General features: G+C 68.7%; 21 protein-coding genes and 1 pseudogene. 11 read left to right on the forward strand and 11 right to left on the reverse strand.

Translation table 11 applies throughout. From position 1 onward, the window contains the following. Positions 1-16: 16 nt before the first annotated feature. Positions 17-856 (reverse strand): universal stress protein, encoded by an 840-nt coding sequence (locus ABS73_RS00485; RefSeq protein WP_277022812.1) that lies wholly within the window; start codon positions 854-856, stop codon positions 17-19. 203 nt (positions 857-1,059) lie between these two features. On the opposite strand from ABS73_RS00485, the gene ccoN reads away from it, so the two are divergent. From ccoN to ccoP, 4 genes are read left to right on the forward strand one after another with little or no spacing between them, the layout of a single operon-like run. Beyond that, positions 1,060-2,664 (forward strand): cytochrome-c oxidase, cbb3-type subunit I, encoded by a 1,605-nt coding sequence (gene ccoN / locus ABS73_RS00490; protein WP_286693373.1) that lies wholly within the window; start codon positions 1,060-1,062, stop codon positions 2,662-2,664. 12 nt (positions 2,665-2,676) lie between these two features. Beyond that, on the forward strand, positions 2,677-3,399 hold the full coding sequence (ccoO, locus tag ABS73_RS00495) for a cytochrome-c oxidase, cbb3-type subunit II (RefSeq protein WP_277020963.1): 723 nt from the start codon (positions 2,677-2,679) through the stop codon (positions 3,397-3,399). Positions 3,400-3,409: 10 nt separating this feature from the next. Continuing rightward, positions 3,410-3,628 carry a cbb3-type cytochrome c oxidase subunit 3 gene (locus ABS73_RS00500; RefSeq protein ID WP_277020961.1) on the forward strand — a complete coding sequence of 73 codons (219 nt, stop codon included), beginning with the start codon at positions 3,410-3,412 and terminating at the stop codon, positions 3,626-3,628. Further along, entirely contained in the window at positions 3,628-4,647 is a 1,020-nt protein-coding gene (gene ccoP / locus ABS73_RS00505; RefSeq protein ID WP_277020959.1) for a cytochrome-c oxidase, cbb3-type subunit III, read from the forward strand. The genes ABS73_RS00500 and ccoP overlap by 1 nt, the downstream gene beginning before the upstream one ends. A gap of 190 nt (positions 4,648-4,837) precedes the next feature. Here ccoP and miaB read toward each other — a convergent pair whose 3' ends face one another. Next, positions 4,838-6,154, reverse strand: coding sequence for a tRNA (N6-isopentenyl adenosine(37)-C2)-methylthiotransferase MiaB (gene miaB, locus ABS73_RS00510; RefSeq protein ID WP_277020957.1), 1,317 nt, complete (start codon positions 6,152-6,154; stop codon positions 4,838-4,840). 64 nt (positions 6,155-6,218) lie between these two features. Between miaB and ABS73_RS00515 the strand changes: the two genes are divergently transcribed. After that, positions 6,219-6,539, forward strand: coding sequence for a TfoX/Sxy family DNA transformation protein (locus tag ABS73_RS00515; RefSeq protein WP_277020955.1), 321 nt, complete (start codon positions 6,219-6,221; stop codon positions 6,537-6,539). Position 6,540: 1 nt separating this feature from the next. On the opposite strand, the gene ABS73_RS00520 is transcribed toward ABS73_RS00515, so the two are convergent. Further along, positions 6,541-7,836 (reverse strand): alpha/beta hydrolase family protein, encoded by a 1,296-nt coding sequence (locus ABS73_RS00520; RefSeq protein WP_277020953.1) that lies wholly within the window; start codon positions 7,834-7,836, stop codon positions 6,541-6,543. Positions 7,837-7,956: 120 nt separating this feature from the next. On the opposite strand from ABS73_RS00520, the gene ABS73_RS00525 reads away from it, so the two are divergent. Both ABS73_RS00525 and ABS73_RS00530 read left to right on the forward strand, forming a co-directional pair. After that, positions 7,957-9,318, forward strand: coding sequence for an aminotransferase (locus ABS73_RS00525; RefSeq protein ID WP_277020951.1), 1,362 nt, complete (start codon positions 7,957-7,959; stop codon positions 9,316-9,318). 57 nt (positions 9,319-9,375) lie between these two features. After that, a complete protein-coding gene (locus tag ABS73_RS00530) occupies positions 9,376-9,600 on the forward strand; it encodes a DUF2798 domain-containing protein (protein ID WP_277020948.1) in 225 nt (74 codons plus the stop codon). A gap of 105 nt (positions 9,601-9,705) precedes the next feature. Here the strand turns inward: ABS73_RS00530 and ABS73_RS00535 are convergent, their stop codons facing one another. Then, positions 9,706-11,847: a ComEC/Rec2 family competence protein gene (locus tag ABS73_RS00535; protein ID WP_277020945.1), complete on the reverse strand. Its 2,142-nt coding sequence runs from the start codon at positions 11,845-11,847 to the stop codon at positions 9,706-9,708. 107 nt (positions 11,848-11,954) lie between these two features. Between ABS73_RS00535 and gltX the strand changes: the two genes are divergently transcribed. From gltX to ABS73_RS00550, 3 genes are all read left to right on the forward strand, one after another. After that, positions 11,955-13,343 carry a glutamate--tRNA ligase gene (gltX, locus tag ABS73_RS00540; RefSeq protein WP_277020943.1) on the forward strand — a complete coding sequence of 463 codons (1,389 nt, stop codon included), beginning with the start codon at positions 11,955-11,957 and terminating at the stop codon, positions 13,341-13,343. A gap of 79 nt (positions 13,344-13,422) precedes the next feature. Beyond that, complete coding sequence (locus ABS73_RS00545; protein WP_136856327.1) at positions 13,423-14,712, forward strand: citrate synthase; 1,290 nt, start codon at positions 13,423-13,425, stop codon at positions 14,710-14,712. An 88-nt stretch (positions 14,713-14,800) separates the two neighbouring features. After that, positions 14,801-15,466, forward strand: coding sequence for an SDR family NAD(P)-dependent oxidoreductase (locus tag ABS73_RS00550; RefSeq protein WP_136856328.1), 666 nt, complete (start codon positions 14,801-14,803; stop codon positions 15,464-15,466). Between the two features lie 55 nt (positions 15,467-15,521). Here ABS73_RS00550 and ABS73_RS00555 read toward each other — a convergent pair whose 3' ends face one another. The 5 genes from ABS73_RS00555 to ABS73_RS00575 all read right to left on the reverse strand — a co-directional run bounded on the left by ABS73_RS00555 (position 15,522) and on the right by ABS73_RS00575 (position 21,191). Beyond that, positions 15,522-17,327: an aminopeptidase P family protein gene (locus ABS73_RS00555; protein WP_277020940.1), complete on the reverse strand. Its 1,806-nt coding sequence runs from the start codon at positions 17,325-17,327 to the stop codon at positions 15,522-15,524. Then, positions 17,324-18,016, reverse strand: a complete 693-nt coding sequence (locus ABS73_RS00560) for a metal-dependent hydrolase (protein WP_277020938.1) — start codon at positions 18,014-18,016, stop codon at positions 17,324-17,326. The genes ABS73_RS00555 and ABS73_RS00560 overlap by 4 nt, the downstream gene beginning before the upstream one ends. A 69-nt stretch (positions 18,017-18,085) precedes the next feature. Beyond that, entirely contained in the window at positions 18,086-19,837 is a 1,752-nt protein-coding gene (gene recJ, locus ABS73_RS00565) for a single-stranded-DNA-specific exonuclease RecJ (RefSeq protein ID WP_277020935.1), read from the reverse strand. Positions 19,838-19,891: 54 nt separating this feature from the next. Continuing rightward, on the reverse strand, positions 19,892-20,857 hold the full coding sequence (gene glpX / locus ABS73_RS00570) for a class II fructose-bisphosphatase (RefSeq protein ID WP_277020932.1): 966 nt from the start codon (positions 20,855-20,857) through the stop codon (positions 19,892-19,894). Positions 20,858-20,930: 73 nt separating this feature from the next. Beyond that, the gene (locus ABS73_RS00575) at positions 20,931-21,191 is read right to left on the reverse strand and encodes a BolA family protein (protein ID WP_277020930.1); all 261 of its coding nucleotides are present in this window, start codon (positions 21,189-21,191) and stop codon (positions 20,931-20,933) included. Positions 21,192-21,273: 82 nt separating this feature from the next. Here ABS73_RS00575 and ABS73_RS00580 point away from each other — a divergent pair, with 82 nt between their 5' ends. Next, on the forward strand, positions 21,274-21,903 hold the full coding sequence (locus ABS73_RS00580; RefSeq protein ID WP_136856333.1) for a J domain-containing protein: 630 nt from the start codon (positions 21,274-21,276) through the stop codon (positions 21,901-21,903). Positions 21,904-21,973: 70 nt separating this feature from the next. Here the strand turns inward: ABS73_RS00580 and lnt are convergent, their stop codons facing one another. Together lnt and ABS73_RS00590 are read right to left on the reverse strand one after the other, a co-directional pair. After that, positions 21,974-23,464, reverse strand: coding sequence for an apolipoprotein N-acyltransferase (gene lnt / locus ABS73_RS00585; RefSeq protein ID WP_277020928.1), 1,491 nt, complete (start codon positions 23,462-23,464; stop codon positions 21,974-21,976). Positions 23,465-23,973: 509 nt separating this feature from the next. After that, positions 23,974-25,596: pseudogene (locus tag ABS73_RS00590) on the reverse strand (DEAD/DEAH box helicase); the annotation flags it as partial. Between the last annotated feature and the right edge of the window lie 191 nt (positions 25,597-25,787).

Consider the following 25,787-nt stretch of genomic DNA (forward strand, 5'->3'; position numbering starts at 1 on the left):
GTTGCGCGACAGGCGGTCAGCGTGCCAGGAACACCGGCACCTTGGCCTGTTCCAGCATGTTGCGCGTGGCCCCGCCCAGGATCGCCTGGCGCAGGCGCGAATGGCCATAGGCGCCCATGACCACCAGATCTGCGCCGATCTCGATCGCGCGGCGGTTGATCTCGTCGCTGATGCGCGGCGCGGTGCGGGCCAGGACCGCGATCTGGGCGCGCACGCCGTGGCGGGTCAGCATCTGCGCCAGCGCCCCGCCGGGGTCCGACCGTTCGGGACCGCCCTGCCGCGGATCGATGCAGGTGATCTCGACCATCTGGGCGGCGCGCAGCAGCGGCAGGGCGCGGCGGATCGCGGCCAGCGCCTCGGCCGACTGGTTCCAGGCGACCAGAACCCGGCGCGGCGGGATGACCGGGTTCTGGGCCGTGGGCAGGACCAGCACCGGGCAGGCACCCTCGAACAGGGCGGCCTCGGTCACCAGTTCCGCATCGCCGGGCTGGCCCTGCGCATAGGGGCTGGCCAGCACCGTCAGGTCGGAGAAGCGCGCCCGCATCCCGACCAGGCCTGCGATCCCCAGGGATTGCGATACCACGGCTTCGGACGACCAGCGTGTGTCGTGGCAGGCGGCCATGTGGGCGGTGACCCTGCGGTCCAGGGCCTCGGCATCCGACAGGGCGCTGTCGATCGCCTCCTGCCAGCCATAGGCGGTGCCGCCGGGAAAGAAATACCCCGCCTGGCTGTGGTCGATGCCCAGGCAGAGGATGTCCAGATGCGCGTCCTGCGCCGCGGCCAGAGCCACGGCATTGTCCAGCTGCGGAAGCTGGGCGGGGTCGCTGAGAACCGTCAGGATCGTCTTGTAGGCCATTGTCGCCTCCTGTTGTCGCTGTGGTCAGTCTGCGCCCGCGCCGCGCGCCGCGCCTTGATCAGGGTCAAGTCGCGCGATTGACGCAGATCAAGGTCCGCCACCCCGCACCCGCCTAAGCCCTGTCCCATGAAGGGCGTCCGGCCTGCGTGATTCGCACCGCCGGGCCGCCCGCGAAGGGGAATGCGGATGGGTGCGGGGACAGCATGTCGAGCTTGGTGAAACTGATCGGACTTGGGGCGGTGACGCTGTTCGCGGCCATCGGCGCGAACCTGGCGCGCGACCCCGCCTATATGGCTAACGCGCTGATCGTGATGCTGGTCGCGGGCGGGCTGTTCCTGTGGACCCTGCGCCGCGTGGATGAGCCGCTGCCGGTCGTCAATCCGCGCGAATACATGGACGACGTGGTCCGCTATGGCGTGGTGGCGACGGTGCTGTGGGGCATCGTGGGGTTCCTGGTGGGCGTGGTCATCGCCTTTCAGCTGGCCTTTCCGGCGCTGAACTTCAGCGACCTGACGCAGGGCTATCTGAATTTCGGCAAGCTGCGCCCGCTGCATACCAGCGCGGTGATCTTTGCCTTTGGCGGCAACGCGCTGATCGCGACCAGTTTCTATGTGGTGCAGCGGACATCGGCCGCGCGGCTGTGGGGCGGGAACGCGGCCTGGTTCGTGTTCTGGGGATACAACCTGTTCATCGTCCTGGCGGCCACCGGCTATATCCTGGGCGCCACCCAGTCCAAGGAATATGCCGAGCCGGAATGGTATGTCGATCTGTGGCTGACCGTGGTCTGGCTGACCTATCTGGCGGTGTTCCTGGGCACGATCATCAAGCGCCGCGAGCCGCATATCTATGTCGCCAACTGGTTCTATCTGGCCTTCATCGTGACCATCGCGATGCTGCATGTGGTCAACAACCTGTCGATGCCGGTCAGCATCTGGGGGTCGAAATCGGTCCAGGTGTTCAGCGGCGTGCAGGATGCGATGGTGCAATGGTGGTACGGCCATAACGCGGTCGGGTTCTTCCTGACGGCGGGGTTCCTGGGGATGATGTACTATTTCATCCCCAAGCAGGCCGAGCGTCCGGTCTACAGCTACAAGCTGTCGATCATCCACTTCTGGGCGCTGATCTTCCTCTATATCTGGGCGGGTCCGCACCACCTGCACTACACCGCGCTGCCGGAATGGGCCGCGACCCTGGGGATGGTGTTCTCGATCATGCTGTGGATGCCCAGCTGGGGCGGCATGATCAACGGGCTGATGACCCTGTCGGGGGCCTGGGACAAGCTGCGCACCGATCCGATCCTGCGGATGATGGTCGTCGCGGTGGGCTTTTACGGCATGGCCACGTTCGAGGGCCCGATGATGTCGATCAAGTCCGTGAACAGCCTGTCGCATTACACCGACTGGACCATCGGCCACGTGCATTCCGGTGCCCTGGGCTGGAACGGGATGATCACCTTTGGCGCCATCTATTACCTGACGCCGCGGCTGTGGGGGCGCGAACGCCTGTACAGCCTGGGGCTGGTCAGCTGGCACTTCTGGTTGGCGACGATCGGGATCGTGCTCTACGCCAGCGCGATGTGGGTCACCGGCATCATGGAGGGCCTGATGTGGCGCGAGGTCGACCAGAACGGCTATCTGGTCAACGCCTTCGCCGACACCGTCGCGGCCAAGTTCCCGATGTATGTGGTGCGCGGCCTGGGCGGCGTGCTGTATCTGGCCGGCGCGATCATCATGGCTTGGAACCTGTGGGCGACCGTCGCCCGCCAGCCCCGCGCCGTTTCCTCCACCATCGCCGTTCCGGCCGAGTAAGGGGTTCAGATCATGGGCATTCTTGACCGTCACAAGATCATCGAGCGGAACGCGACCCTGCTGCTGGTCCTGTCCTTTCTGGTCGTCACCATCGGCGGCATCGTGCAGATCACGCCGCTGTTCTACCTGGAGAACACCATCGAAAAGGTCGAGGGCGTGCGTCCCTACACGCCGCTGGAGCTGATGGGCCGCGACGTCTATGTCCGCGAGGGCTGCTATGTCTGCCACAGCCAGATGATCCGCCCGATGCGCGACGAGGTCGAGCGCTACGGCCATTACAGCCTGGCGGCCGAATCGATGTACGACCACCCGTTCCAATGGGGGTCGAAGCGCACCGGGCCGGATCTGGCGCGCGTGGGCGGGCGCTATTCCGACGAATGGCACATCGACCACCTGCGCGACCCGCAATCGGTGGTGCCCGAATCGATCATGCCGAAATACGGCTTTCTGCTGGACCGGGTGATCCGCGCCGATCATGTGCGCGACCGCTTGGCGGCCGACCGCCGCGTGGGGGTGCCCTATGACGACGCGATGGTGCAGAACGCCGCCGCCGATCTGCGCGCCCAGGCCGACCCGTTCGGCGACGCCGCCCTGCAGGACCGCTATCCCGGCGCGCAGATGCGCAATTTCGACCGCCAGCCCCAGCTGACCGAGATGGACGCCCTGATCGCCTATCTGCAGGTGCTGGGCACGATGGTCGATTTCTCGACCTTCGAACCCGACCCGAACCGCTGAGGGGCATGGCATGGAAACCTACAGCTTTCTTCGCACGCTGGCCGACAGCTGGGCCCTTCTGGCGCTGACGCTGGTCTTTGTGGGGATGGTCGTCTTCGTCTTTCGCCCCGGCGGCAGGCGCATCCATCGCGACGCCGCCGAGAGCATCTTTCGCCACGAGACCCGGCCCGCCGATCCGGACCCGGACCACGCCCCCGACCAGGCCCCTGACGACAAGGAGACCCGCTGATGTCCGACAAGACCGACCGGCCGGCGGACGAGGCCGACAACCGCATCGCCCTGGAACGCCAGTCCGCCGATGCCGAACATGCCGCCAAGATCGCGGGCGACATCCCGCCGCGCGCTGAACCCGACGCCCCGGCCGCGCCCGCCTATCGCCGTCGGACCCGCCCCGGTGCCGCGGTGCAGGAGCCGCCGTCGACCGGGCATGAATGGGACGGCATCACCGAATACGACAACCCCATGCCCCGCTGGTGGCTGTGGACGTTCTATGCGACGATCGTGTGGGCCTTCGGCTATATGGTCGCCTATCCGGCGATCCCGCTGGTGTCGCAGGCGACGCAGGGGCTGTTGGGGTACAACACCCGCACCGCCGTCGCGACCGAGATCGACCGCTTTGCCGCCGCGAACGCGCCGGTCCAGCAGGCCCTGGTCGCGGCCGATCTCGAGGCCATTCCCGCCGATCCGCAGCTGGTGGGCTATGCCACGAACGCGGGGGCCGCGCTGTACCGGACCTGGTGCGCGCAATGCCACGGCGCTGGGGCGGCGGGGGGGCCGGGCTATCCCAACCTGCTGGACGACGACTGGCTGTGGGGCGGCACGCTGGAGGATATCCACCTGACCCTGCGCCACGGCATCCGCGACCCCAAGGACGGCGACACCCGCTATTCCGAGATGCCGCGTTTCGGCACCGACGGGCTGCTGGAGCAGGAGCAGATCGTCGAGGTCACCGACCATGTCCTGTCGCTGTCGGGCCGGCCCCATGATGCGGGGCGCGCGGCCTTGGGGGCGGCGGTCTATGCCGACAATTGCGCGGCCTGCCACATGGATGACGGCAGCGGCGACCGCGGCCAGGGCGCGCCCGCGCTGAACGATCAGGTCTGGCTGTACGGCAGTTCGCCCGAGACGCTGACCCGTATCATCGCCCAGGGGCCCTATGGCGTCATGCCCGCCTGGTCCGACCGCCTGTCCGAGGCCGAGATCCGGTCCCTGGCCGTCTATGTCCACAATCTGGGCGGCGGCGAATAGCCTCTGCCCGACCGGTTTCCGCAGCGGCCCTACCCGCTGCGGAAAAGCCCGGCTCCCCGTCCTGTTCGCGCGTTTCTGGGGGGCCGGCAGCTGATTCGCAGCCTGGCTGCGACACGATCTTCCAGGGCGGCGCGACCGCACGGAGGACCGGCCCCCGACAGAATGTGCGTTCCGGTCGGGGGCCGGGTTTTTATCCCGCGATCAGCTCGCCATGCAGCGAGTTGCGCTGGCTGCCGATGATGCGCACGGCGCGCAGATCGCCCACCTGCACCTGATCCGTATCGACAAAGACCGAATGCAGGTAGTCGGACTTGCCGATCATCTGCCCGGCCTCGCGCCCGGCCTTTTCGAACAGCACGGTGACGGTGCGGCCGATCATGCCCTCCTGGACGGCGTGCTGCTGACGGGTCAGCAGGGCCTGCAGCTCCTGCAGGCGGGCATCGGCCACGGCGGCGTCCACCTCGGGGCGGTCAAAGGCCGGGGTGCCGGGGCGCGGCGAATACTTGAAACTGTAGGCCATGCCGTATCCCACCCGCTCGATCAGGCGCAGGGTGTCGGCGTGATCCTCATCCGTCTCTCCGGGAAAGCCCACGATGAAATCGCTGGTCAGCAGGATGTCGGGACGCGCCGCGCGGATGCGGTCGATCAGGCGCAGATACTGGTCCGACGTGTGCTTGCGGTTCATCGCCTTGAGGATGCGGTCGCTGCCCGACTGCACCGGCAGGTGCAGATAGGGCATCAGCTGCGGCACGTCGCGATGCGCCTCGATCAGGTCGTCGGCCATGTCGTTGGGATGGCTGGTCGTGTAGCGGATCCGCTCCAGCCCCGCGATCTCGCCCAAGGACCGGATCAGGGCGCCAAAGCCGCCCTCGCCCCCGTGCCAGCCGTTGACGTTCTGGCCCAGGAGCGTGATCTCGCGCACGCCGCGCTCCACCAGATCGCGGGCCTCGGCCAGGATACGGTCCGCGGGGCGGCTGACCTCGGCGCCCCGGGTATAGGGCACCACGCAAAAGGCGCAGAACTTGTCGCAGCCCTCCTGCACGGTCAGGAAGGCCGCGGGCGCGCGCCGGGTGGCGCGGGGGGCGGGCAGGTGGTCGAACTTGTCTTCCTCGGGGAAATCGGTGTCGATGGCGGGCGCCTCGCCGCGCACCATGGCGGGCAGACGGTGATAGGTCTGCGGCCCCACGACCAGATCGACCAGCGGCATCCGGCGGATGATCTCGGCCCCTTCGGCCTGGGCCACGCAGCCCGCGACGCCGATCTTCAGATCGGGGCGCGCGGCCTTCAGCGGCTTCAGGCGGCCCAGGTCGGAATACAGCTTTTCGGCCGCCTTCTCGCGGATGTGGCAGGTGTTCAGCAGGACCATGTCGGCATCCGCCTGATCCTCGGTCAGGACATAGCCCTCGGCGCCCATCGCCTCGGCCATGCGCTGGCTGTCATAGACGTTCATCTGGCAACCATAGGTCTTGATGAACAGTTTCTTCGCGGCCGGGTTATGGGCGGTCATGTCATGCCTGTTCCTGAAGGTCGCGCAGCGATACAGGAAATGCAGGCTTTTGGAAAGGCACGGGATGGAGAGCGACCTGACCACCATCCGCAACATCGGCCCCGCCACCGCGCGGGCGCTGATCGCGGCGGGCGTGCCCGATGCGGCGGCCCTGCGCGCGATGGGGGCGGATGCGGCCTATGCCGCGCTGATGGATGCCGGGGAACGGCCGCATTTCATCGGCTATTACGTTCTGCACATGGCGCTGCAGGGGCGGCCTTGGAACGATTGCAAGGGCGCGGAAAAGACCGCGCTGCGGGCGCGGTTCGACGCACTGGTGGGCGCACGCCGCCCGCTGACCGCGTTGGAGGCGGCGCTGGACCAGATCGGCCTGCGCCGCCCCTAAGTCATTGGCCGGAGGGCTTCGTCTCGAACATCAGGCCCTTGGCGCTGCGGTCGGGAAAGCCCAGCCAATAGGTGTGGGCCGCGTCCGGCGTGCCGTCATCGTCCAGCGACCAGACCCCGTCGCCCGCATCGGGGATCAGGTTCAGATAGTCCGCCTTGCCGCTGTCGCCCTTCAGGTGGATGTCCAGAAAGGCGGTCGTGAAATGCTGCAGGATGTTGTTCATCCGCACGCTGTCCCAGACCGGATCGGCATAATGGTCAAAGGGCGCGCGGCCCAGGGATTCCGACATGGCCCAGGCCTCGGCGGGCGCGGGGATGGGGGCTGCGGCATTGTGGTTGGCGTGATCGAAGGTCAGCAGATGCCGCGTCGTGGCCGTCGTCTGGTCATAGATCTGCCGGATCGCGTCATAGACCGACACGTCGTCATCGCTGCCCGAGACCAGCAGCAGCGGCTTGGTCAGGTCGTTCAGCCCGCCCGCGTCCCAGAATTCATGCTGTCGCCCCCAGGGCGCGATGGCCACGACGGCCTTGACGCGCGGATCGACCAGGGCCGTGTGTTCCTCGCCGCCCGCGGCCAGGCGGTCCAGCAGGCCCGCGGGCGGGGCAAAACCTGCAGGCTCGGTCCGCTCCAGCGCAGTGCGCGACAGGCCCGCACCGCCAAAGATCAGCGCGCCATAGCCGCCCATCGAATAACCCACGACCGCCGCATGATCGGCATCGGTCGCGGCGCCCAGGTCGCCCTCCAGCGCGGCCATGCTGTCCAGCAGGAAGCGCTGGTCCACCGCCCGGTTCACCAGCGTCGAGGGAAAGGCCTGCTGGTCGTCATAGGTGCTTTCGGGGTGGTCGGCGGCGACCACCACATAGCCCTTGGAGGCCAGGTTTTCGGCCAGGTGGCTCATCAGATAGCGGTTGCCGGGATAGCCGTGCGACAGGATCACCAGCGGGAACGACCCCTGCGCGGGGGCCGCGTCGCGGGCGGCGCTGCCGGTCAGGGTGGTGGGCGTCACCCCGTCGCGCAGGATGGTGTCATAGGTGGTGCCGGGCTCGGTCCCTTCGGCGGCGGGATACCAGATCTCGGTCCGCAGGGTGCGGTCGGCGGTGGGCGTGCCGCCTTGGGCGGCCGCGATCACGTCGATGCGGTCGGCATCGGTGAAATCCTGCGCGCGCACCCCGACCGGGTGCGTGCCGCGCGTGGCCAGCGCGGGCGCGTCGGGGCGGATCAGGTCGATGCGGTTTTCGGACAGGGCGGGCGCGGCGCAGGCCAGGGTGGTGGCGGCGGCCAACAGCAGGTGTCTCATCAAGGCTCCTCCGGCGGTTCGCGCGAACTGTGCCCCGGTTGCACGATCTGCACAAGCCGCCCCATTGAACGCGCCCCGCCGCGCGGATAGCCTGATCCCAAATCGGTAAGGAGCCTGACCATGACCATCCCGCAAAGCTGGGAATCGCGCGCCGACGAATATTCGCTTTATGGCTTTACCGACCTGCCAAGCGTGCACAAGCGCGGCGCCGTCGTCCTGACCCATGGCGAGGGGCCCTATGTCGTCGACGTGAACGGCAACCGCTATCTGGATGCCAATTCGGGCCTGTGGAACATGGTCGCGGGGTTCGACCACAAGGGCCTGGCCCAAGCGGCCAAGGATCAGTACGACCGGTTTCCGGGCTATCACGCCTTCTTCGGGCGGATGTCCGACCAGACGGTGATGCTGTCGGAAAAGCTGGTCGAGGTGTCGCCGTTTTCGCGCGGCAAGGTGTTCTATACCAACTCGGGCTCCGAGGCGAACGACACCATGGTCAAGATGCTGTGGTTCATGCACGCCAGCGAGGGGAACCCGCAGAAGCGCAAGATCCTGACGCGCTGGAACGCCTATCACGGGGTGACGGCGGTCTCGGCCAGCATGACGGGCAAGCCCTATAACGAGGTGTTCGGCCTGCCGCTGCCGGGCTTTATCCACCTGACCTGCCCGCATTACTGGCGCTTTGGTCATGAGGGCGAGACCGAGCAGCAGTTCACCGCCCGCCTGGCGCGTGAGCTGGACGAGACGATCCAGCGCGAGGGGGCCGACACCATCGCGGGGTTCTTTGCCGAGCCCGTGCAGGGGGCGGGCGGGGTCATTCCGCCGTCCGAGGGGTATTTCCAGGCGATCCTGCCGGTGCTGAAAAAGCACGGCATCCCGATGATCGCGGATGAGGTCATCACCGGCTTCGGGCGGACGGGCAACACCTGGGGATCGGTCACCTATGATTTCGTGCCGGACGCGATCATCAGCTCCAAGAACCTGACGGCGGGGCTGTTCCCGATGGGCGCGGTGATCCTGGGGCCGGAGCTGACCGACCGCCTGCAGGCCGCCATCGACAAGATCGAGGAGTTTCCGCACGGCTTCACCGCGTCGGGGCATCCGGTCGGCTGCGCCATCGCGCTGAAGGCCATCGATGTGGTGATGAACGAGGGGCTGGCGCAGAACGTCATCGACCTGGCGCCCCGGTTCGAGGACGGGCTGCGGCAATTGGCGCAGAACCCGAATATTGGCGAATATCGCGGCGTGGGGTTCATGTGGGCGCTGGAGGCGGTGCGCGACAAGGCGACCAAGACGCCCTTCGAGGGGCATCTGTCGGTCAGCGAGCGCATCGCCAACACCTGCACCGACATGGGCCTGATCTGTCGGCCCTTGGGGCAGTCGATCGTGCTGTGCCCGCCCTTCATCATGACGCCCGCGCAGATGGACGAGATGTTCGAAAAGCTGGACAAGGCCCTGGGCAAGGTCTTTGCCGAGCTTGCGTGAGGGTAGCTTGCGGCCTCCGGCATGGTGCCGGGGGCTGCCTGTCGAAAAGGATGGCCGATGATTCCCGCCCGCTATGCCCCGATCCTGTTCGGGTTCTTTCTGTCGGGGCTGATGTCCGCGTTGGTGTCGGGGATCGCCACGGTGCGGGCGGTCGGCATGGCTGACGGGGTGGCGGGGCTGTGGCTGGGGAATTGGCTGTCCAGCTGGGCAGTGGCCTTTCCGGCGGTGCTGGTCGTGGCGCCGCTGGCCCGGCGTCTGGTCGCGCGGCTGACGCGGGGGTGACGACGACCCCGGCCCAGGTCGCGTGCGGGGCGGTCGGGGTGCCGGGTCGTAAAAACCCGTCCGGCGGACCGTGTGCCGCGGGGCCGGTTCGGGCCGGGGGCGGTGCTATCGCGACAACCGCATCGTCGCGCCAGGGGTGATCCGGGGGCCGTCGGCGGTCATGTGGATGGCGACGGCGCCGCTGCGTCGCAGGCGTTTCGGGTCCAGGAGCAGGCAGGGCGGGGCGCCGTCGATGTCGACGGGTTCGGAGGCCACCACGATCCGGTCGGGGCGGCAGGCCGTGGCGGCGCGGGCGCCCGACCCCTTGCCGGTCAGGTGCCAGACCTGCCAACCATGGGGCAGGGGGGCCTGCCGGTCGCGGGCATCGCCGGTCCAAGCCGGGCGCGCGGCGGCCTGTTCCTGGTCGCCCATGTCGCCATCCTCCTGCAGCCAGGTCGAGACGACGAAGGCCCCGCCGGAGGGTTTTGAGATCGCGCGTCCCGCGGGGGTCATCAGGCCTGCGGCCTCGCCCTCGGGCGCGATTAGCAGCAGTGGACGGCGCGCGGTCATCCACAGCACCGCCGAGGCCGCCAGCAGCAAGGCGCCCAAGCCCACCCCGGCCCGTGTCAGCCATCCGCGTCGGGACGGTGGCCGCCAGCACAGGATGCACAGGACCGCGCCGAAGCCCATCAGCGGAACCACCGGCGCGGGCGGTTTGGCCACACCGGTGACGGCGCCGCCCAGGCTGGAGACAAAGCGCGCGACCCACAGCATCCATTCGGTGCCGATGCCCATGACCCAGAGGGCCGGCGCCTCGAGCCCGACCAGGGCCAGCACGGCGCCGATCACGCCCGCAGGCATCACCAGCGTGCCCATGACTGGCACCGCCAGCAGGTTCGCCAGCAGCCCGTATTGCGCCATCCGGTTGAAATGCGCCGCCGCGATGGGCGATGTCGCCAGCGCCGCCACCATCGATGAGACGACCAGCATCGCCACCGGGCGCAGCCACCAGGGGACGCGCGGCGCGATGCGGGCCCATGGGCCATAGACCAGGATCAGCGCAATGGTGGCGGCAAAGCTCATCTGGAAGCCAGCGCTGACCAGCGCCTCGGGGGAATAGATCAGCACGATGGTCGCGGCCAGCGCCACGGTCCGCAGGGAGATGGCGCGCCGGTCGGCGATGATCGCGCCCAGCATGACGGCCACCATGATGAACGACCGCTCGGTCGCAACGCCGCCGCCGGACAGCCACAGATAGGCCGCCGCCGCCGCCAGGGCGATGCCCGCGGCCCATTTGTGCATGGGTCGCGCCAGCCCGATGCCCGCCGCCTGCACACCCACCAGCACCAGCCGCGCGGCGCCATAGACGAAGGCTGCCAGCATCCCCATATGCAGCCCCGAGATTGAGATGATGTGGTAGAGGTTCGAGGCGCGCATCACCTCGTTCGTCTCCTCGGCGATGCCCGAGCGGTCGCCGGTCATCAGCGCGGCGGCCACCGCGCCTGCCTGCCCGCCGATGCGATCCTGGATCGCGGCGCTGATCGCCATGCGCGCCCGGTGCGCCCACCACAGCCCACCTTCGGGCTGGGTGACAGCCAGGATGGGCGTGCGCGTATAGCCGACCGCGCCCAGGCTGTCGAACCAGGCGAACATGCGGAAATCAAAGCTGCCCGGCGATGACGGCGCCGATGGCGGACCCAGATGCCCGGTCAGCATCACCCGCTGGCCCAGGGGCGGCAAGGCATGGTCGTCCACCAGCGACACGCGGACCTTGGCAGGGGTGCGTTCGGGCGACAGGTCGTGCAGCACCACCTGGTCCAGCGTCAGCCGCATCCGGTCGCGCCCGGAACGGTCGATCTGAATCACCCGCCCCTCGACCGGGCCGTAATAGCGCCATTCTAGCACCGGGGCCGCCACATGGGCCGCTCGGAACGCCACCAGCCCGGTGCCCAAGGCCACGAAGCACAGCGCCATCGCCCCCAGATGCAGCGCATCGGCCTGGGGCCAAGTCAGGCGGCCCCGTTCGGCCCAATGCGGGGCCAAACGTGCCACCGTCCCCGCGCAGACCAGCAGGCAGGCCAGCGCCGCCCATTCGACCGGCGAGAACAGGCTGGGGCGCAGGAACCACAGCCCGATCCCCGCGGACAGGCAGACGGGCACCCACAGGAACAGGCCCGCGCGCAGGGCTGCGGGTGGGCGCGGTGCCACATGGACGCGGGGGGCGGCGCGGGGCAGGCTGGCCGCGACCGCGCCCGATTGGGGCAACATCCTTGTCCTTCCGCGACCCGGTGACTATCACTTGGCCGCAAGATGGCACGGGGATGCTTACCAAAGCGTTAACGCCGGGCCGCATCCCGAACCTGCCAAAGGCCGCCATGACCCAGATCGTTACCCGCTTTGCCCCGTCGCCCACCGGCTATCTGCATGTCGGGGGCGCGCGGACGGCGCTGTTCAACTGGTTGTTCGCGCGGGGTCGGGGCGGCAAGTTCCTGCTCAGGATCGAGGATACCGACCGCGCCCGGTCCACACCCGAGGCGACCGAGGCGATCCTCAAGGGGCTGACCTGGCTGGGGCTGGATTGGGACGGCGAACCGGTCAGCCAGTTCGCCCGCAAGGACCGTCATGCCGAGGTCGCCCGCCAGATGCTGGAGGGCGGCACGGCCTACAAGTGTTTCTCGACCACCGATGAGATCGCGGCCTGGCGCGAGGAAAACCCCCGCCAGCCCTTCCTCAGCCCGTGGCGCGATGCGACCGAGCTGCCCGACTCGCCCTATGCGATCCGCCTGAAGGCCCCGCGGACGGGCGAGACGGTCATCGACGATCAGGTACAGGGCGCGGTGCGCGTGGCCAACGACCAGCTGGACGACATGGTGCTGCTGCGCAGCGACGGCACGCCCACCTATATGCTGGCCGTGGTGGTGGACGATCACGACATGGGCGTGACCCATGTGATCCGGGGCGACGACCACCTGACCAACACTGCGCGCCAGATCCAGATCATCGACGCGATGGGCTGGCCCCGCCCGACCTATGCCCATATCCCGCTGATCCACGGCGAGGATGGCAAGAAGCTGTCCAAGCGTCACGGCGCGGTGGGCCTGCACGAATTCGCGGCGCTTGGCTATCCGCCGGCGGCGATGCGCAACTATCTGACGCGGCTTGGCTGGAGCCATGGCGACGACGAGCTGTTCGACGATGCCCAGGCCCGCGCGTGGTTCGGGCTGGACGGCATCGGGCGCGCGCCCGCGCGGCTGGACTTCAAGAAGCTGGAACATGTCAGCGGGCACCATATCGGTCAAATGCCCGACGATCAGGTGCTGGCCGCGCTGGAGGATTATCTGCGCGAAACCGGTGCGCCCCCGCTGACCGCGACGCAACGTCAGCGCATCCTGGGCGCGATGGGGGCGTTGAAGGAAAAGGCAAAAACGCTGCCGGCGTTGCTGGATCAGGCGCGGTTCGCGATGATCGAGCGGCCCGTCGCCATCGAGGAGAAGGCGGCCAAGGCGCTGGATACGGTATCCCGTGGTATGCTGAAATCATTGACTGCCGCAGTGCAGAATGCTAGCTGGAACCGAGACGATCTGGAGGGGGCGGCCAAGGCGGTCGCAGAGCAGAACGGCGTCGGACTGGGTAAGATCGCGGGGCCGTTGCGCGCCGCCCTGGCCGGGACCAGCGCAACCCCCAGTGTGTTCGATATGATGACTGCGCTTGGCCGCGAGGAAACGCTGGCCCGGCTGCAGGACCAGACCGATTTGGCAGGCTGAAGCCTGCCCTCACATGCCAGGGCTGTCTGACGGGTTTACGCGGCGGACCGCCCGGCCTTAGCCGGAAGGACGCCTTTGCATGGCCGACAAGACCGCTAAACTGCATCTGAACGGGCAGGATTACGACCTGCCGATCCTGTCGCCGACCAAGGGGCCGGATGTCCTGGACATTCGCAAGCTGTATGGCCAGGCGGATGTGTTCACCTATGACCCGGGCTTTACCTCGACCGCCAGCTGTGATTCGACGATCACCTTCATCGACGGCGACAAGGGAGAGCTGTGGTATCGCGGTTACCCGATCGAGCAGCTGGCCGAGAAATCCTGCTATCTGGAGGTCTGCTATCTGCTGCTCTACGGCGAGTTGCCGTCGCCCGCGCAGATGGAAGATTTCAGTGCCCGCGTCACGCGCCACACGATGGTGCATGAGCAGATGCACAACTTCTTCCGCGGGTTCCGCCGCGATGCGCATCCGATGGCGACGATGGTCGGCGTGGTGGGGGCCATGTCGGCCTTCTACCACGATTCGACCGATGTGAACGACGAGTGGCAGCGCGAGGTCGCGGCGATCCGCCTGATCGCCAAGCTGCCGACGATCGCGGCGATGGCCTATAAATATTCGATCGGCCAGCCCTTCGTCTATCCGCAGAACGACCTGGATTACGCGTCGAACTTCCTGAACATGTGCTTCTCGGTCCCGGCCGAGAAATATGAGGTGAACCCGGCCCTGGCGCGCGCCATGGACCGCATCTTCACCCTGCATGCCGACCATGAGCAGAACGCGTCCACGTCGACTGTGCGTCTGGCGGGATCGTCGGGCGCGAACCCCTTCGCCTGCATCGCGGCGGGCATCGCCTGCCTGTGGGGCCCTGCCCATGGCGGTGCGAACCAGGCCTGTCTGGAGATGCTGCGCGAGATCGGCACCGTGGACCGCATTCCTGAATTCATCGCGCGGGCCAAGGACAAGTCCGACCCGTTCAAGCTGATGGGGTTCGGCCACCGGGTCTACAAGAATTTCGACCCGCGCGCGACGGTCATGAAGGAATCGGCCGACGAGGTTCTGGAGCTGCTGGGCATCGGCGACAACCCGGTCCTGCAGGTCGCCAAGGAGCTGGAGAAGATCGCGCTGGAGGATGAGTACTTCATCGAGAAGAAGCTGTATCCCAACGTCGATTTCTATTCGGGCATCATCCTGGAGGCGATGGGTTTCCCCACGTCGATGTTCACGCCGATCTTTGCGCTGTCGCGCACGGTGGGCTGGATCGCGCAGTGGAAAGAGATGATCGGCGATCCGCAGAACAAGATCGGCCGTCCGCGCCAGCTGTATGTCGGCAGCGACCGCCGCGATTACGTGGACCTGAAGGCGCGCTGAGCGTCCTGACAGGTCAGGCATCGGGGTCCCTTCGGGGGCCCCTTTTTCATGGTTGCGCGGGGGGACGCGCAGTGGCAAGGGACCGGACATGAGCGAGATCGAACAGACAGGCGCAGCCCGGCTGGCGCTGGTGACGGGGGCCTCTCGGGGCCTGGGTGCGGCGCTGGCCGAGGGGCTGGCGGCGCGGGGATATCACGTGCTTGCGGTCGCCCGGACCGTGGGCGCGCTGGAGGAGCTGGACGACCGCATCCGCGCGGCCGGCGGCCAGGCGACGCTGGCGCCGATGGACGTGACCGAGCCCGAGGCGATGAAGCAGATGGTGCAGGCCATCACGGGCCGTTGGGGGGGGCTGGACCTGTGGGCGCATTGCGCGATCCATGCGGCACCCATGGCGCCCGCGCCCCATATCGAGGGCCGCGACTGGACCAAGTCCGTGCTGACCAATCTCGAGGTGACGCGCGGGCTGATCGCCCTGCTGGAGCCGCTGCTGCGCCAGCGCCAGGGAACGGCGCTGTTCCTTGACGATGCGCGGGGCGGGCAGAAGTTCTTTGGCGCCTATGGCGCGACCAAGGCCGCGCAGATCGCGCTGGCGCAGAGCTGGCAGGCCGAGACGGTGCAGACCGGCCCCCGCGTGCTGATCGACGCGCCCGCGCCCATGCCGACCGCCGTGCGCGCGCGGTTCTATCCGGGCGAGGATCGGGCCGCCCTGACGCCCTGCAAGGACGAGGCGGCGCGCATCCTGGCGCTGTTGTAACGATTGCGTCCCGCGGCAGGACGGGGGGCTGCCTGCCCCCCGCACCCCCCGGGCGTCACCCCTGGCCGAGCGGTTCGGTGGCCCGCCGCAGCCAGTCCAGATCGTCGCCCTGCAGATCGGGCGAAAGCGCGTCGCGGACGCGGGCGTGATAGGCGTCCAGCCATCCGACATCGTCGCCGGACAGCGCCCCGCGGTCGATCAGCCGACGGTCGATGGGGCACAGGGTCAGAGTGTCGAAGCCCAGCATGGTGCGGCCCGGTTCGGCCTCGGCCTCGTGGACGGCGATCAGGTTCTCGATCCGGATGCCGAAGCGGCCCTCGCGGTAATAGCCCGGTTCGTTCGAGAGGATCATGCCGGGTTCCAGCGCGATGTCGCTGACGCGGCTGATCCGCGCGGGCCCTTCGTGCACGCAGAGCGCGGCGCCCACGCCGTGGCCGGTGCCGTGGTCATAGTCCAGCCCCTGTGACCACAGGAACTGGCGCGCCAGCGCGTCCAGATGCCCGCCCGATACCCCCTTGGGAAAGCGCGCGCGGCTGAGCGCGATCATGCCGCGCAGCACGGCGGTGAAGGGGGCCACGGCCTCCTCCAGCGGATCGCCCAGGGCGATGGTCCGGGTGATGTCGGTGGTGCCATCGGCGTACTGGCCGCCCGAATCGATCAGCAGCACGTCGCCAGCCGCCAGGCGGCGGTTGGTCGCCTCGGTCACGCGGTAATGGACAATGGCGCCGTTCGGACCCGCCCCCATGATCGTGTCGAAGCTGATGTCCAGGATGCCCGCCTCGCGGCGCAGATCCTCCAGGCGGCGGACCACGTCGATCTCGGTCAGGGTCGCGGGCTGCTGCCGGTCCAGCCAGGACAGGAGCCGGACCATCGCCACCCCGTCGCGGTGATGGGCGGCGCGCATGCCGGCCAGTTCCGCCGCGGTCTTTCGGGCCTTGGGCAGGATCGCGGGGTCGGGGTCGCGGGCGATGTCGGTGCCGGCCCCCTCCAGGATACGGAACGCGGCCTCGGGGGCGGTGGCGGGGTCGATGCGGACGGGGCCTTCCAGATCGGTCAGCGCCGAGGACAGCGCGTCATGCGGCAGGATCGTCACCTGATCGCCCAGATGCGCCCGGACCGCGTCATCGAACTTGGCGGCATCCGCGAACAGTGCCAGATCGCCGCTGTCGGACAGCACGGCAAAGGCCTGAACCACCGGGTTCTTGGGCAGGTCGCTGCCCCGGATGTTCAGCAGCCACGAAATCGAATCGGGCAGGGTCAGCAGGGCTGCCGCCTGACCCTGGGTGCGCAGTTCGGCGGCCAGGCGCAGGCGTTTCTGGGGCGCGGTCTCTCCGGCCAGGGCGTCGGGGTGGATGCGCACGCGGCCCACGGGTGCGGCGGGTCGGTCGGGCCAGACGGCATCGACGGGGTTCGCGTCCAGTGCGATCAGGGCGATGTCGCTGCCCTGCAGGGCGGCCTCCATGCCCTCGATCTCGCGGCGGGTGTGCAGCCATGGGTCAAAGCCCACACGCCCGCCCTGCGGCAGGGCCTGGCGCAGCCAGTCCGACGGCCGCGTCTCGGGCCAGTTCACCGGGGTGAAATGCGCCAAGTCCAGCTGGTCGCGGACCTGCACCCGATAGCGCCCGTCGACAAAGACGCCCGCCTGATCCAGAGTCGCGATGGCAAAGCCCGCGCTGCCGGTGAACCCCGTCAGCCAGGCCAGGCGCGCATCGGCGTCGGCCACGTATTCGCCCTGATGGACGTCGGCGCGGGGCACGATCACGGCGGTCAGATCGCGGTCCCGCATAAGGCCGCGCAGGTCGGACAGGCGCGCGGCATGATCGCCGCCGCCCGCCGGGTCGTCAAAGCTCTGGAAACTCACAGCGTGATCGCCTTCATGACCTCGGGTTCGATGACCCGGACATCGGGCAGCGCGTCGATCAGCACCTGGGCGGACTGCTCCAGCGCGGGAAAGGTCCTGTAATGGCAGGGGATCACGGTCTTGAAGTCGAAATAGCGTTTCGCCGCATAGCCCGCCCGCTCCATGTCCATGGTGAAATGCCCGCCCGCGCACAGGATGCCGACGTCGGGCTTGTGCAGATCGCCCATCCACTCCATGTCGGCCATGATGTCCGTGTCGCCCGAGACATAGATCACGTGGCCCTCTCCGGCGATCATGTAGCCCGATTCGTGGCCCGCATAGATCGGCCCGTCCGGCCCGGCGATCGAACTCGAATGGCTGGCATTCACCATCGTCACGCGCGCCCCGCCCAGATCGACGGTGCCGCCCTTGTTGAAGCCGATGCCCTCGATCTGGTCGGTCTTTTCCCAATGGCTGATCAGGTCATAGATGCCCACGACCGGTACCTTGAGCGCCTTGGCCAGGGCCAGCGTGTCGCCGGTATGGTCGCCGTGGCCGTGGGTGATCAGGATATGGGTCGCGCCTTGGGTCGCCTTATCGCGCGCGTCCTGCGGAAAGACCGGGTTCCCGGTGAACCACGGGTCGATCAGGATCACCGCCTGTTCGATCTCCAGACGAAAGCCGGAATGGCCAAGCCAGGTCAGTTTCATGCGCGTCTCCTTCGCTGTCGCGGCAAGGTTAGCGGCCGCGTCCGGTCGTGACCAGAACCCCGTGCGGCGTCAAAGGTTGCCGGTTGCGGGCGCCGCATCGTCCAGGCGCAGGCGCAGGCGTTCGCGCCCGCCCCAAGTCGACAGCTCCAGCTTGCCGGCCAGATGAAAGCGGCGACCCTTGGCGCCGATCAGGCCGGGGCCAAGCGGGCCGTCCATCGCGCCCCAGGCCACGGCCTCCAGCGGCGGGCTGCCGGGGCTGCGGAACTGCAGGCGCAGGTGGCGGTCGCCCATGGTGGCGGCGCTGTCGATCAGCTGGTCGGCAAAGGCAAAGCGCGGCGCGGGCGCGGCCTGACCAAAGGGCCCGGCATCCTCCAGCATCCGATACATGGCGGGCGTGGCGCCCGACGGCTCCAGCAGGCCCGAGATGCGCAGGTCGCCCGACCCGGTGCGCCCCGCCAGGTCGCGGGCGATCAGATCGGCCAGACGCTCCATCGCGGCGGGGATCATCGCCTCCTCCACGGTCAGGCCCGCAGCCATGGTATGCCCGCCGCCCTTCAGCAGCAGGCCCTCGGCCGCCAGCCGCTGGATCGCGCGGCCCAGATCGACGCCGGGGACCGACCGCGCGCTGCCCTTGCCGATGCCGTGATCCACTCCGATGACGACCGAGGGCAGGTCGGTGGCCTCCTTGACGCGGGCGGCGACGATGCCCACCACCCCCGGATGCCAGCCCGCGCCCGCGGCCCAGGACAGGCGCGCGTCGCCCCGTGCCTCGACCTGGGCCAGGGCCTCCTCGCGCACAGCGGCCTCGATGGCGCGGCGGTCGCGGTTCAACTCGTCCAACTGCTGCGCCAGCTGCAGGGCGCGCTGCGGATCGCGGGCCGACAGGCACAGCGCGCCCAGATCGGCCCGCCCCACGCGCCCACCCGCATTGATGCGCGGGCCCAGCAGGAACCCCAGGTGAAACGCGCTCGGCGCCCCGTCCAGCCGCGCGATATCGGACAGCGCCACCAGCCCGGCCCGCTGACGCCGCGCCATCACGGCCAGCCCTTGGCGGACAAAGGCGCGGTTCACGCCCACCAGCGGCGCAACATCCGCCACCGTGGCCAGCGCCACCAGATCCAGCATCGCCATCAGGTCCGGCTGCATCAGTCCGCGTTCGCGTAAGATCCGCCCCGCCTGAACCAGCGTCAGGAACACCACCCCCGCCGCGCACAGATGACCCAGGGCGCCATCCTCATCCATGCGGTTGGGGTTCACGACGGCCAGCGCGGGGGGCAGGGTCTCGCCGCCCAGATGGTGATCCAGCACGATCACGTCGCAGCCCTCAGCGGCCGCCAGCGCCTCATGCGACAGCGTCCCGCAATCGACGCAGATGATCAGATCATGCGCCGCCGCCAGCGCGGTCATGGCGGGGACGTTGGGGCCATAGCCCTCGTCGATGCGGTCGGGAATATACAACGTGGCCTGACGTCCCTGCTGATGCAGCCAGTCGATCAGCAGCGCCGCGGACGACCCGCCATCCACATCGTAATCGGCAAAGACGGCGATGCGCTGCCCCGCCACGGCTGCCTCGACCAGCCGCGCCGCCGCGACCTCCATGTCGCGCAGCACCAGCGGATCGGGCAGCAGATCGCGCAGCTTGGGCGCCAGGAACCCCGGCGCCTCCTCGGGGGGCACGCCGCGTTCGGCCAGCACGCGCGCCACCGGCAGGGGCAGCGCTGCCTGCTGCGCCAACCCCTCGGCCCGCCGCTCCAGATCGGTCAAAGGACCGACCCACCGCCGCCCACTCAAAGAGCTGTCGATGCCCAGAAACGCCGTCATGCTTCTTCTTCACTCAAATATCCCGGGGGGAGTCCCGGGACGGGACCCTCTATCTCACTTGACCGGGTTGCGATAGATCATCCGCCGCACCGACCCGGTCTTGGACCGCATCAGGATGGTCTCGGTGGTCAGGTATCCCGGCTCGCGCTTGACGCCCGCCACGATCGACCCGTCAGTCACTCCGGTCGCCGCAAAGATGACATCATCGGTGACCAGGTCGTCACGCGCATAGATGCGGTCCAGATCCGTGATCCCCGCCTTGCGCGCGCGGCCCTTCTCGTCGTCGTTGCGAAACAGCAGCCGACCCCACATCTGCCCGCCCATGCATTTCAGCGCCGCCGCCGCCAGAACGCCCTCGGGCGCGCCGCCGGAGCCCATGTACATGTCGATGCCGGTCAGCTCGGCCTCGGCGCAATGGATGACGCCAGCGACATCGCCATCGGTGATCAGGCGGATCGCGGCGCCGGTCTGGCGGACCTCGGCGATCATCTCCTCATGGCGCGGACGCTCCAGGATGCACACCGTGATGTCGCTGGCCTCGCAGCCGCGGGCGGCGGCCAAGGCGCGCACGCGCTCGGCCGGGGGCATGTCCAGGCTGACCACGTTGACCGGATAACCCGGCCCCACGGCCAGCTTGTCCATATAGACGTCGGGCGCATGCAGCAGCGTGCCGCGCGGCGCCATGGCGATCACGGTCAACGCGTTGGGCATGTCCTTTGCGGTCAGCGTGGTCCCCTCCAGCGGGTCCAGCGCGATGTCCACGGCCGGGCCGTCGCCGGTGCCGACCTCCTCGCCGATGAACAGCATGGGCGCCTCGTCGCGCTCTCCCTCGCCGATGACGACGACGCCCTTGATGTCCAGCATGTTCAGCTGGTCACGCATGGCGTTCACGGCGGCCTGGTCGGCGGCCTTCTCGTCGCCGCGCCCGATCAGCCGGGCCGAGGCATGGGCCGCCGCCTCGCTGACACGGGCGAGGCCCAGGGACAGCATTCGGTCGTTGAAATCCTTCGGCGCGGTCATGTCCCTCATCCCTTTGTCTCTGTGGGTTGGGGCTTTCTAGGGGGCGGGGCAGGGGGCGGCAAGCCTGACGGCGCTAACGGGCCGGGCTTTCCGACAGCTCCAGCGCCAGCGCGTGGATGCGCGGCACGATGTCGCCCAGGGTCGCATGGACCAGACGATGCCGCTGCAGGCGCGACAGGCCGACAAAGGCCGGGCTGGCCATCACGATGCGGAAATGGCTTTCGCCGCCATCGCGAAAGCCGGAATGGCCGCGATGATCCTCGCTTTCGTCCAGCACCTGCAGGGCCGTGGGCTGCAGGGTTGCAAGCCGTTCGGTCATCTGGTCCGCGATCATCCGCATATCCTTTCCGTCAAGGGGTTTCATGTCCCGCCAGATAGCCTAAACTGCCCGCCTTGAGTCGCAAAGGTGCCCCAGGATGAGCAAGAACGACCCGTTCGGTTTCGACATTTCCGCCGCCAAGGACAAGAAGCGCAAGACCAAGGGGCGGCGCGGCATGTCGGGGGCGTTCGAAACCTCGACCCGCATCTGCGAACGCGAAGGCTGTGACGAGCCGGGCCAGTATCGCGCCCCCAAGAATCCGCGCAACCTTGATGACTATTTCTGGTTCTGCAAGGAGCATGTCCGCGAATACAACGCGAACTGGAACTATTTCCAGGGCCAGTCCGAGGAGGAGTTCCAGCAGTTCATCGACAATGCCACGGTCTGGGAACGCCCCACCAAGCCCTTCGGTCGCGCGGCGGCCGAGGATAAGTGGGCCCGCCATGGCGTCAGCGACCCGCTGGAGATCCTGGGCGCGAACGGCACCGCGCCGGAATCGCGTGCCCAGTCCAGCGCCCGCAAGCTGCCGCCCACCGAACGCCGCGCGCTGGACATTCTTGAGGCCAAGGACCACTGGACCCGCGCCGAGATCCGCAAGCAGTACAAGTCGCTGGTCAAGGACCTGCACCCGGACATGAACGGCGGCGACCGCTCGGACGAGGATCGCCTGTCCGAGGTGGTCTGGGCCTGGGATCAGATCAAGGACAGTCGCTTTATCCGCGACTGAGGCGGCCTGTCCGCGATTGGGGAGGGGGCTGCCGCCCCCGTCGGTTTCACCGACTCCCCCGCGGATATTTTCATGAAGAAGAAGGGCGGCGCCGGACCGCTGCGCCGAGGATCAGTAAGATCAGGGCCAGCACGGGCGCGTTGCCCCACGCCTGCCAGCGGGTTGGCGGCAATGCGCCGGGCAGGGCTGCGTCGATCTTGCCGGCTGTGTTCAGGGGCAGGCTGTCGCGGATCTGGCCGCGGGCGTCGATCACCGCGCTGACCCCTGTATTGGCGGCGCGGACCAGGGGCAGCCCGGTCTCGATCGCGCGCAGGCGGGCCTGGTCGAGGTGCTGGTAGGGGCCGGACAAGGTGCCAAACCAGGCGTCGTTCGTGGCCTGCAGCAGCCATCCCGGGCGCTGGTCCAGCGCGCGCAGATGCTGGGGAAAGATCGCCTCGTAGCAGATCAGCGGCTGAAAGTCGGGCATTCCCGGCAGGCTCATGGCAACCGGGCCCGGTCCCGGCGAATAGCCGTTGCCCTGCTGCGCGGCGAAGGCGCCGATGCCGAACCGCGCCAGCGTGTCGCCCCAGGGGATGTATTCGCCGAAGGGCACCAGGTGGAACTTGTCATAGACCTCGGCCACCGTGCCGCCGGGCAGGATCGTGGCCAGGCTGTTGTAGAACCGGCTGCCCTCGCGGCGCTGGATGCCCATGACCAGGGGCGCGTCGGCGGCCTGGGACAGGACGGGCAGGACCTCGGACGCCTCCTCCAGCAGGAAGTTCACTGCCGTCTCGGGCCAGATCACCAGGTCGCGGCGTCCCGGCTCGGCTGACAGGTCAAGCAGGCGGCGCAGGAACACCGCCGACCATTCCGGGTCCCATTTGAGGCTTTGCGTGGCATCGGGCTGGACGATGCGCAGGATCAGGTCGCGGTCGGCAGGCAGGGGGGCGGCCAGGCGCGCGGCCCCGACAGCCCAGCACCCCGCCCCCAGCAGGATCGCCGCCAGGCCGCCTGCCAGCGTCGCTTTGCGCCCCATGGCCCGCGCCGCGACGGGCAGGGCCGCCATCGTCACCGTCAGCAGGCTGAGGCCCAAGGCGCCGGTCGTGGCGGCGATCTGGGCCACCGGAGTGTCGATCCAGCCGTGGCCTATCTGCGCCCAGGGAAAGCCGGTGAAGATCCAGCCGCGCAGCCAGTCCGACAGGACCAGCGCCGCCGCGATGGCTGCCGCCCGGGCCACGGGCCCCTGCGACAGGCGCGCCGCGGCCCAGGCCGGAAGCGCCCAGAACAGCGCGCCGCCCGCCGCCATCAGGATCAGCGCAAAGGGCGCCATCCAGCCGTGGCGGGCGACATCGACCAAGAAGGGTTCGGTGATCCAGAACAGAGCCAGCGCGAACCAGCCGAAGCCTGCGGCCAGCGCGCGCCACAGGACGGTCGCGGGCGGGGCCTCCGCCAGCCGCCACAGCAAGGCCGCCAGCGCCAGAGGCGTGGCGGCCCAGAGACCGAACGGAGCCAACGACAGGGCCGCGATCAGGCCAAGGGCCAGATCGGGCAGCCAGGTCGCAGGGTGTCGTGCCGCGCGCATCAGGCCTGTGCGTCAGCGTCCTTGGCTGCTGCGGTGTCGGGATCGGCCTTCTTGCGGCGGGTGCGCTTGGGCTTGTCCTCGGCCGGGGCGGCCTCGGCATCCGGGACAGGGGTCGCGGCCTTGCGGCGGCGCGTCGGCTTGGGGGCCTCGGCGTCGGCGGTGGGTGCCTCGGTGGGCTCAGCCGCCTTGCGGCTGCGGGTGCGCTTGGGCTTCGGGGCCGCCTCTGCGGTGGCGTCGGGGGTCGGCGCCTCGGCCTCGGCGGTCTTGCGGCTGCGGCGACGCTTGGGGGCCGGTGCGGCCTCCTCGGTCACCGGAGCCTCGACGGGCTGGGTCTCTGCGGCGGCGGGTGCCTCGGCAACCTCGGCGGGGGCTGCGTCGGCGACGGGCGCGGTCCGGGCCTCGTCAACGGGCTGATCGGCCTGCGCCTTGCCGCGACCGCGTCCGCGAGAGCGGCGGGCGGGCTTGGCGGTTGCCTCGGCGGCCTCGGGCGCAGGGGCGTCGGAGACCGGGGCCTCGGCCACTGGCGTCCGGGCCTCGGACGGGGCGTCGTCGGACAGGCCGATGCTGCGCAGCTCGACCAGCATGAACTGGGGCACATGGTCGCCCATGCCGATCACCTGCGATCCGCGACCGTCCTGATCGCGACCGCGGCGGCCATCGCGACGATCGCCGCGACGCTCGTCCCGGCGGCCTTCCTCACGGCGCGGCTCCTCACGACGAGGTTCCTCGCGGCGGGGCTCTTCGCGACGCGACTCCTCGCGGCGGGGTTGGGCCGGTTTCGGCTCGGGGCGGGCCTCGGCCATAACAGGTGCTTGGACCGGGGCGGCGACCTGCTCGGCCACCGGGGCCTCGACGGGCGCGGCCTCCGGGGCGGGGGTGCTGCCGCCGCGGCGACGGCTGCGGCTGCGCGACGTGGGCTTGCGCTCCTCGGCGGTATCCTCGGTCTTGCGCTCCTCGCGGGCGGGGGTGTCCGAGGCGGCAAAGCCTGCGGGCGCATCGACGCGGGGCAGCGATTTCTTCAGCAGCTGCTCGATCGCGGTCAGATACTTGTCGTCCGACGGCGTCGCGATGCTGATCGAGGTGCCAAGACGGCCCGCGCGACCCGTGCGGCCGATGCGGTGGACGTAATCTTCGGCATGGCTGGGCAGGTCATAGTTGAAGACATGGCTGACGGCCGGGATGTCCAGGCCGCGCGCCGCCACGTCCGACGCGATCAGCAGGCGCAGTTTGCCGTCGCGGAAGGATTCCAGCGTGCGGGTGCGCTGGCTCTGGTCCAGGTCGCCATGGATGGGGGCCGCGTCATAGCCATGCTTGGCCAGCGATTTCGCCAGGATATCCACGTCGGTCTTGCGGTTGCAGAAGACGATGGCGTTGGTCAGCAGATCGCCCTCGGCATCGACCAGCGCGCGCAGCAGGTCGCGTTTCTGCTTGGCGGCCATGTCGCGGCGGGTGGGGGTCAGCTGGATCAGGCGCTGCGTGATCGTCTCGCTGGCCGAGGCCTGGCGGGCGACCTCGATGCGTTCCGGCGAATGCAGGAAGGTGTTGGTGATGCGCTCGATCTCGGGCGCCATCGTGGCGCTGAAGAACAGTGTCTGGCGGGTAAAGGGCGTCAGCTGGAAGATCCGCTCGATATCGGGGATGAAACCCATGTCCAGCATGCGGTCGGCCTCGTCCACGACCATGATCTGCACGCCGGTCAGCAGCAGCTTGCCACGCTCGACATGGTCCAGCAGGCGGCCGGGGGTCGCGATCAGCACGTCCACGCCGCGGTCGATCAGCTTGTCCTGTTCGCCAAAGCTGACGCCACCGATCAGCAGCGCCTTGTTGAGGCGGGTGTATTTGGCATAGGTGTCGAAGTTCTCGGCGACCTGGGCGGCCAGTTCGCGCGTGGGGCACAGCACCAGGCTGCGCGGCATGCGCGCGCGGGCGCGGCCGCGACCCAGCAGGGTGATCATCGGCAGGACAAAACCTGCCGTCTTGCCGGTTCCGGTCTGCGCGATCCCAAGGACGTCGCGGCCCTCCAGCGCGGGCGGGATGGCGCCCATCTGGATCGGGGTCGGCGTCTCGTAGCCTGCTTCCAGGACGGCCTGCAGAACCTTGGGGTCAAGCTTCAGATCAGAGAATTTGGTCATTCGGGGCTTTCCAATAAGCCGTCCCCGTTCGGGGCGCGGTGCGTTCCATGCCGCGCGTGCCCCAAAGGGCGCCAGGGCGGCAAAGTTGGGACGCAATCACGGACGCCCCGCCTTGATGCCTGCCGGATGCAGGCCCGAACCGCCTAGACCAAATGCCGTGCCACGTCAATCTTTCCGATTCGCGCACGCCG

This window comes from Paracoccus sp. SCN 68-21 (assembly GCF_001724535.1).
In the GTDB taxonomy this organism is placed as follows: Bacteria; Pseudomonadota; Alphaproteobacteria; order Rhodobacterales; family Rhodobacteraceae; genus Paracoccus; species Paracoccus hibiscisoli.

Bases quoted from the DNA above. Each gene is read 5' to 3' on its own strand.
- ABS73_RS00580 (WP_136856333.1), top strand. From the start codon at position 21,274: ATGAGCAAGAACGACCCGTTCGGTTTCGACATTTCCGCCGCCAAGGAC.
- ABS73_RS00515 (WP_277020955.1), top strand. From the start codon at position 6,219: ATGGAGAGCGACCTGACCACCATCCGCAACATCGGCCCCGCCACCGCG.
- ABS73_RS00500 (WP_277020961.1), top strand. From the start codon at position 3,410: ATGGAAACCTACAGCTTTCTTCGCACGCTGGCCGACAGCTGGGCCCTT.
- ABS73_RS00560 (WP_277020938.1), bottom strand. From the start codon at position 18,016: ATGAAACTGACCTGGCTTGGCCATTCCGGCTTTCGTCTGGAGATCGAA.
- ABS73_RS00520 (WP_277020953.1), bottom strand. From the start codon at position 7,836: ATGAGACACCTGCTGTTGGCCGCCGCCACCACCCTGGCCTGCGCCGCG.
- lnt (WP_277020928.1), bottom strand. From the start codon at position 23,464: ATGCGCGCGGCACGACACCCTGCGACCTGGCTGCCCGATCTGGCCCTT.
- ccoN (WP_286693373.1), top strand. From the start codon at position 1,060: ATGTCGAGCTTGGTGAAACTGATCGGACTTGGGGCGGTGACGCTGTTC.
- ABS73_RS00525 (WP_277020951.1), top strand. From the start codon at position 7,957: ATGACCATCCCGCAAAGCTGGGAATCGCGCGCCGACGAATATTCGCTT.
- ABS73_RS00535 (WP_277020945.1), bottom strand. From the start codon at position 11,847: ATGTTGCCCCAATCGGGCGCGGTCGCGGCCAGCCTGCCCCGCGCCGCC.
- ccoP (WP_277020959.1), top strand. From the start codon at position 3,628: ATGTCCGACAAGACCGACCGGCCGGCGGACGAGGCCGACAACCGCATC.
- ABS73_RS00545 (WP_136856327.1), top strand. From the start codon at position 13,423: ATGGCCGACAAGACCGCTAAACTGCATCTGAACGGGCAGGATTACGAC.
- ccoO (WP_277020963.1), top strand. From the start codon at position 2,677: ATGGGCATTCTTGACCGTCACAAGATCATCGAGCGGAACGCGACCCTG.
- ABS73_RS00575 (WP_277020930.1), bottom strand. From the start codon at position 21,191: ATGATCGCGGACCAGATGACCGAACGGCTTGCAACCCTGCAGCCCACG.
- ABS73_RS00530 (WP_277020948.1), top strand. From the start codon at position 9,376: ATGATTCCCGCCCGCTATGCCCCGATCCTGTTCGGGTTCTTTCTGTCG.
- gltX (WP_277020943.1), top strand. From the start codon at position 11,955: ATGACCCAGATCGTTACCCGCTTTGCCCCGTCGCCCACCGGCTATCTG.
- recJ (WP_277020935.1), bottom strand. From the start codon at position 19,837: ATGACGGCGTTTCTGGGCATCGACAGCTCTTTGAGTGGGCGGCGGTGG.
- ABS73_RS00485 (WP_277022812.1), bottom strand. From the start codon at position 856: ATGGCCTACAAGACGATCCTGACGGTTCTCAGCGACCCCGCCCAGCTT.
- ABS73_RS00550 (WP_136856328.1), top strand. From the start codon at position 14,801: ATGAGCGAGATCGAACAGACAGGCGCAGCCCGGCTGGCGCTGGTGACG.
- miaB (WP_277020957.1), bottom strand. From the start codon at position 6,154: ATGACCGCCCATAACCCGGCCGCGAAGAAACTGTTCATCAAGACCTAT.
- glpX (WP_277020932.1), bottom strand. From the start codon at position 20,857: ATGACCGCGCCGAAGGATTTCAACGACCGAATGCTGTCCCTGGGCCTC.